The 6,530-nt window shown below is 53.3% G+C and carries 6 protein-coding genes; all 6 read right to left on the reverse strand.

Annotated elements, in window-relative coordinates:
- The coding region (gene dapB, locus A918_RS0118335) for a 4-hydroxy-tetrahydrodipicolinate reductase (RefSeq protein WP_022712455.1) at positions 1 to 603 on the reverse strand (603 nt) is incomplete at its 3' end.
- 3 nt (positions 604 to 606) lie between these two features.
- Positions 607 to 2,415, reverse strand: a complete 1,809-nt coding sequence (locus A918_RS0118340) for an ABC transporter ATP-binding protein (RefSeq protein WP_022712456.1) — start codon at positions 2,413 to 2,415, stop codon at positions 607 to 609.
- 157 nt (positions 2,416 to 2,572) lie between these two features.
- The gene (locus A918_RS0118345; protein WP_022712457.1) at positions 2,573 to 3,586 is read right to left on the reverse strand and encodes a glucokinase; all 1,014 of its coding nucleotides are present in this window, start codon (positions 3,584 to 3,586) and stop codon (positions 2,573 to 2,575) included.
- A 152-nt stretch (positions 3,587 to 3,738) separates the two neighbouring features.
- Positions 3,739 to 4,749, reverse strand: coding sequence for a penicillin-insensitive murein endopeptidase (gene mepA, locus A918_RS0118350; protein WP_022712458.1), 1,011 nt, complete (start codon positions 4,747 to 4,749; stop codon positions 3,739 to 3,741).
- Between the two features lie 92 nt (positions 4,750 to 4,841).
- Complete coding sequence (locus A918_RS0118355) at positions 4,842 to 5,753, reverse strand: NAD-dependent epimerase/dehydratase family protein (protein ID WP_022712459.1); 912 nt, start codon at positions 5,751 to 5,753, stop codon at positions 4,842 to 4,844.
- The coding region (queG, locus tag A918_RS21045; protein ID WP_022712460.1) for a tRNA epoxyqueuosine(34) reductase QueG at positions 5,753 to 6,530 on the reverse strand (778 nt) is incomplete at its 5' end. The genes A918_RS0118355 and queG, both read right to left, overlap by 1 nt.

Consider the following 6,530-nt stretch of genomic DNA (forward strand, 5'->3'; position numbering starts at 1 on the left):
GACACTGTGATCTTTCAGTGTAATGCCGCGGCCATCTGCTGCCGCTTCTCCAAGGAGCAGGGCAGTGCCGGAAGGGGCATCGACTTTATGCTTGTGATGCATTTCGAAGATTTCAATATCAAAAGCGGAAGGGCTGAGCGCACGTGCTGCCTGTTCGACTAAAGCAGACAGGAGATTGACGCCGAGGCTCATATTGCCGGATTTGATGATTGTCGCATGACGGGCGGCGGCGCGGATCTTTTCTTCATCATCTTCCGAGCAGCCTGTGGTGCCGATCACATGGACAATGCGTGCCTGCGCGGCAAGCGCTGCATAGGTCCGCGTCGAAGCGGGTGTGGTGAAATCCAGCACACCTTGCGCCTCGGCAAAAACCGGCAGCGGATCGGCAGAGATGAGGACACTGTTTTTACCGCAGCCTGCTATTTCACCGGCATCCAGCCCGATCAGCGGGGAGCCTTCACGCACAAGCGCGCCTGAAAGAACAGTCTCCGGATTTTCCGCGATGGCACGAATGAGTGCTTTTCCCATACGTCCGCCTGCGCCGGTGACAACAAGGCGCATCGGGGATGAAGAAGTCTGCATGGTTGAAACAGTTGAGGTCATGACTTATCCGATCAGGGTTTCATTCTCAGGTGCGGATTGCAGCTGGTAGAAGCGGGCGTAAATCCCGTTCTCGATGGAGATGAGATCGGCATGACGGCCTTCTTCAACAATATTACCCGCTTCCATGACGATAATTTTATCCGCACTGACCACAGTCGAAAGACGATGGGCAATCACAATTGTGGTGCGGTCCTTCATGATGGTTTCCAGAGCCTGCTGCACCCGTTTTTCAGAATCATTGTCGAGGGCGGATGTGGCTTCATCGAGCAGCAGGATCGGTGCATTGCGCACGATTGCACGGGCAATGGAAAGGCGCTGGCGCTGACCGCCGGAAAGTGTCACACCGTTTTCACCGACAGGACTGTCATAGCCCTGCGGTTGACGGATAATGAATTCATGGGCATTGGCGAGTTTCGCCGCCTCAATGATTTCTTCTTCTGTCGCATCGGGGCGGCCATAGCGGATATTATCAGCAATGGTGCCTTCAAACAGGTATGGCTGTTGCGAAACATAGGCGATGGAATGGCGCAGTGAATTGACAGTCACACCGGCAATATCCTGATCGTCAATGAGAATACGCCCGTCATTGACATCATAGAAACGCTGGATCAGCGCAATCAATGTGGACTTACCCGCTCCGGACGCACCGACAATCGCCGTTGTCTCTCCGGCTTTTGCGATAAAGCTGACGCCTTTGAGAACTTGCTGATGCTCAGGTGTGCCCTGCGCATGATAGGCAAATTGGACATCTTCAAAACGGACAGTTCCGTTCTGTACCTTCAGTTCAACAGCATCGGGGCGATCGCTTTGTGCCGGTTGCAGATCAAGAATTTCATAGATCATACGGGCATTGACGAGCGCACGTTCCAGACTGACCTGCAGACGCGCAAGGCGGCGCGCAGGGTCATAGGCCAGCATCATCGAAGTGATGAAGGCGAACATTGTGCCGGGTGGCTGCTGCTCAGCGATGGCGCGGTAACCGGCATAAGCAATGACGGACGCGATAGCGATACCGGCGAGAATTTCGGAAATCGGAGTTACACGCTCGGAAACGCTGGCAATTTTGTTGGAACGGGTTTCAGCCTGTTCGATCAGCCCGTTGATTTTACCGCGCAACTGATCTTCCATCGTGAAGGCTTTCACAATGGCGATACCCTGCGTGGTTTCCTGCATGGCGCCGAGCAGATGGGAGTTCAGATGCACAACCTCACGCGTGACCGTGCGAATACGGCGTGAAACATAGGTCACGGTCAGAATCAGCGGCGGTGCGATCAGCAGTGAATACAGCGATAAATACGGTTCCTGATAGACCATGATACAGATCAGGCCGACCAGCATCACCGCATCACGCGCCAGCGATGTGATCGTCATATTCATCAGATCGCGCATACCGCCGATATTCTGATTGATCTGCGCTGCCAGATGACCGGAGCGGTGATCATTATAGAAATTCAACCCCAGCTTCATCAGATGCGCGAAGACACGTTTCTGATAGATCGCGGCCAGATTGTTACCGATCTTGGCCAGTTGCACTGCCTGAATATAGCTGCCCAATCCGCGCAAAACAAAAGCGAGCAGGATAGAACCGGCAATATAGGCGATCAGATCGGCGCGCTGCTTGTAGAAAATGTCATTAATGACATCGCGCATAATATAGCCGACAAAAACGGTAGCGCCGGAAATCATCAGGGAGCCGGCAATGGCTTTGGCATAGGATAATTTGTGATCGGAAAAATTTTCAGAAAGCACACGACGGATCATCTGTGTGGTCTCTGCGGGATCAATCTTTTTTTTCTTTTTAAATAAAGTCACGGTCAGGGAAAATCCTGCTGCTGGTTATCTGTAAGCATCGGCAGGGTTTGTTGCGCCTGTCGTCATTCCTTTTCTATAAAGCTGTATAAAGCATTTGACCATGCTCTTTGCGCGAAAGCATGGTCAATAAGGTTTATGACTTATTATGGCTCAAAAATTAGCGCCAGCGGCGGCCGTCTGTGTGAATGTCAAAACGGGCAGGGGTGCGTGCATAAGCCGAAAGCCCTGCAATAGCTGCCAACGGATGGGTGATGACATAGACAGGGATGGATTTGAGGATCAGCTGATGCGGTGCTTTGTCCTCAAAAGCAGCGCGGAAACTGCCGGTACGCAAGGCGGAAATAATGCGCTGCGGAATGCCCCCTGACAGATAAACGCCGCCATGTGCCATGAAAATCAGAGCAAGATCACCGGCGAGACGACCGAGATAGATCACGAAAAGCTCTAAAGTCTCAACAGCCTGTGCATTGCTTTTGTCCAGCGCCGCATCGGTAATTTCAGCCGGTGTAACGAGGGACGGCTTTACACCGTCGGCCTGACAGATTGCCTTGTAAATATGCTGCAGACCACGTCCGCAAAGCAGCTGCTCTGCAGAAACACGGCCGTCAATCTTTTCAATAAACGGAAAAATCTGCAGATCACGTTCAGAACGCGGGCCAAAATCCACATGACCGCCTTCACCCGGTACCGGAACCCATGTCTGGCGCGAGCGGATCAGACCTGCAACACCAAGTCCTGTGCCGGGGCCCAGAACCACACGTTTGCCGTTCGGATGAGCGGCTGCACCGCCGATATTTTCCAGATGGTGATCGTCGAGGGAGACAACAGCCAGTGCCTGTGCTTCAAAATCATTGAGGACGGTGATGTCCTGCAGGTTGAAGCGCTCCATCATCTGGCGCGGCTTCACAACCCACTGGCAATTGGTGAGCGGAATTTCATCGCCTTCGACTGGACCGGCAATGGCAATCACTGCCGAGCGCGGCTGGATGGATGTGTGATCCAGAACGACAGTCTGGATTGCATCTTCCAGCGTTGCGAAATCTTTGGTCAGCAGAACCGGAAATTCTTTCGGCTCGGCGTAGGAATCAACCAGAATAGCAAAGCGGGCATTGGTGCCGCCGATATCACCGATAAGGACAGGAAAAACAAAGTTCGGATCGATATTAGGCATTGTTAATACTGCTTCTCACTCTGAATGTTTGTTTTATTGTTGCAGAGAAAGAGCCAAGCGATGATTGCTGTCTGCTCTGCCTCTAAATCGTTTTAATTCTATATCGGATGCGCTGGTTGAAGAAAAGCGCAATAGTGTGACAGATATTGCGATTACGGTTTCTGCGCGGGCAATGGCACAGAGGCCGGTGCCTGTTCCGGTGCAAAGGCGCTGGCATTACCGCCTTTCTTCAGGCCAAAAGTCACGTCTTGTACAGAAGCCGGAGCCGGTGCATTCAGCAGGGATGCGCAGGCCTGCGGCAGTTGCGAGACCATCATGATTTTGGGCGGCTTTGGTTTTTCACCGGGTTTCGCAGGTTTTGCCGGTTTCCACGGCTCGTCGGTAAACCACCAGTCGAGGGATTTGCCGCAACCGTCATCTTTGCCGGTTGGTTCCTGCGGTTTGCAGTCCGGTGATCCGGCCTGACAGCGCAGTCGCACATGGAAATGATAATGGTGCCCCCAATAAGGGCGCACTTTTGCCAGCCAGCTGCGGTCACCGGTTACGGTTTCACAGAGTTGTTTTTTAATGCCGGGATGCACAAAAAGCCGCTCTACTTCCGGATAGCCGGCCGCATGTTTGAGCAGTGCCGTGCGTGACGGCGTCCATTTGTTCTGATCCACATAGAGCGAATTTGCTTTGAGCATGGAAACCGCGCTCACATCCTCACGCTCCTGATTGGTGAAGCGGCGGTTTGGCATCGGCGTCAGCCAGATATCAGCATCCAGCCCGACCTGATGGGAAGCGTGGCCGGTGAGCATAGGGCCGCCGCGTGGCTGGGAAATGTCCCCGACCAGCAAGCCGTTCCAGCCGGTTTTAGCACTATCGCGGGAGAGTTTTTCCAGAAGCGCAATCAGGTTCGGATGACCCCAGTTGCGGTTACGGGACAGGCGCATAACCTGCCAGTTTGGCCCGTCAACCGGCAATGCAACCGCACCGCTGATGCAGCCTTTGGAATAAAATCCGTAGGATTCCGGTGCAGTGACTGACGGTAGTTTGACAGAGCCAAAAGCCTGCTTGGCCGGTGCATCAGCCTGTGCGGAGAATAATGCACTGCCTGAGAGGGCAACAGCCAGTCCAACTCTTAAAAACAATGCGGATAATATATGGGGGCGAAACGTCATCAGAACAGGTTCCGGTCATTTATAAATTCGCGGACAGCATCGACTGAGTTGCCTTGGCTGACAAGCGTAAAAATATCACAGTCGCGGCGGGTTCAGAGCCCTTCGCCGCTTTGCAGAAGTTTTTTCAGCCCTGTCCGATAATCCGGATAAAGCAACTGATAACCGGTTGCTTTCAATGCGGCATTGGAAGCCCGTTTGCATTCCTGATAAAACGAACGCGCCATCGGAGAAAGCTCCGCCGTTTTATAATCGACGGCCGGAGGCGGGGTGACACCCAGCAATTCTGCGGCATAGGAGATGATTTCATGTGCCGGTGCCGGTTCATCATCGGCAAGATTATAAATGCCGCCCTGATTGTTGAGCGCCAGATGTGCCAATGCACCGCCAATATCTTCCACATGAATACGGTTGAAAACATGGCCTTTTTTAATTAGGCGATGCGCACGGCCTTGTTTGATATTGGCCAGAGCATTGCGTGCCTGCCCCTGAAAAGACGGGCCGTAAATTCCGGCAATCCGTAAAATGGCGCAGGCAATATCTGTGCCTTCCACCTGCGCCAGCCATTCCTTTTCGGCGGTCACACGGGCGGCAGAGCGGGCAGAAAGTGGTTTCAGCTCCGATGTTTCATCCACCCATGCGCCCTGATAATCGCCGTAAACACCGATGGTGGACAGATAGCTGATGAAACGCGCATTCGGCGCGTGATAGGGCAGGCCTTCCGGCATGAGGCGCAGGATCGGGTCTGTTTCATCCGCGCTGCCGGTTAATGGCGCGACAGACGAGACGATATGGGTTGCCTGTTGCAATTCATCGCGCAATGCTGCGCTGAGGCCTTGTTCCGCATCAAAGAAAACAGGTGTGATACCGTTTTTGCGTAAAATTTCTGCCTGTTCCGGACGGCGGACAGTTCCGGTGATTGAGCTGATTTTTGCTATCGGATTTTGCTTGAGTGCTTCGATAAAATAATGAGCGGAATAGCCGGAGCCGAACAGAAAAATATGCATTATTTGTTTCTCTCAATTTGCGCTGCGGCAGTCAGCCATTCTTCGATCACTTCGGCGTCTTGTTCAAGGGGAAGATGCTGGTTTTTCTGGTGCAGAAAATCCTGCTCCCCAGCCAGTTGAGACAATGCCCAGACAGCTGCCCCGCGTGTGACCGGTGCGGGATCATTCAGCAATTGTTCAATCATTGGGAGATAGGTCGGATTGTCTGAATTTCCGACTGCAATCAGAACATTGCGGATAAAGCGGTCACGCCCGATCCGCTTGACCGGCGAGCCGCTGAACAGCGTGCGGAAAGCGGGATCATCGAGTTGCAGCAGGGTATCAAGAGCCGGCTCTTTCAGTTCTTCCCGTGCCTGTAATTTGGCCTCGCGAGATACTTGCGCGAATTTGTTCCACGGACAGGCCGACAGACAGTCATCACAACCATAGATACGGTTGCCCATCATGGTGCGGAATTCGTGCGGGATGGGGCCCTTATTCTCGATGGTGAGATAGGAAATACAGCGCCGCGCATCAATCTGATAGGGGGCAGGAAAGGCATCTGTCGGGCAGGCATCAAGACAGGCGCGGCATTTGCCGCAACTGTCTTTGCCAGCACGATCGGGTTCCAGATCCGCCGTGGTGAAAATCGAGCCGAGAAACAGCCATGAGCCATATTCGCGGCTCACCATATTAGTATGTTTCCCCTGCCAGCCCATGCCGGCGGAAACCGCCAGCGGCTTTTCCATCACCGGAGCCGTATCGACAAAGACTTTCACCTCATGGCCGGTTCGTCGC

Origin of the sequence: Pseudochrobactrum sp. AO18b (assembly GCF_000409565.1) — a bacterium.
Lineage (GTDB): Bacteria > Pseudomonadota > Alphaproteobacteria > Rhizobiales > Rhizobiaceae > Pseudochrobactrum > Pseudochrobactrum saccharolyticum.

What these genes read in the sequence shown, in the direction of transcription:
- A918_RS0118345 (WP_022712457.1), bottom strand. Translation starts at nt 3,586, where the DNA reads ATGCCTAATATCGATCCGAACTTTGTTTTTCCTGTCCTTATCGGTGAT.
- mepA (WP_022712458.1), bottom strand. Translation starts at nt 4,749, where the DNA reads ATGACGTTTCGCCCCCATATATTATCCGCATTGTTTTTAAGAGTTGGA.
- A918_RS0118355 (WP_022712459.1), bottom strand. Translation starts at nt 5,753, where the DNA reads ATGCATATTTTTCTGTTCGGCTCCGGCTATTCCGCTCATTATTTTATC.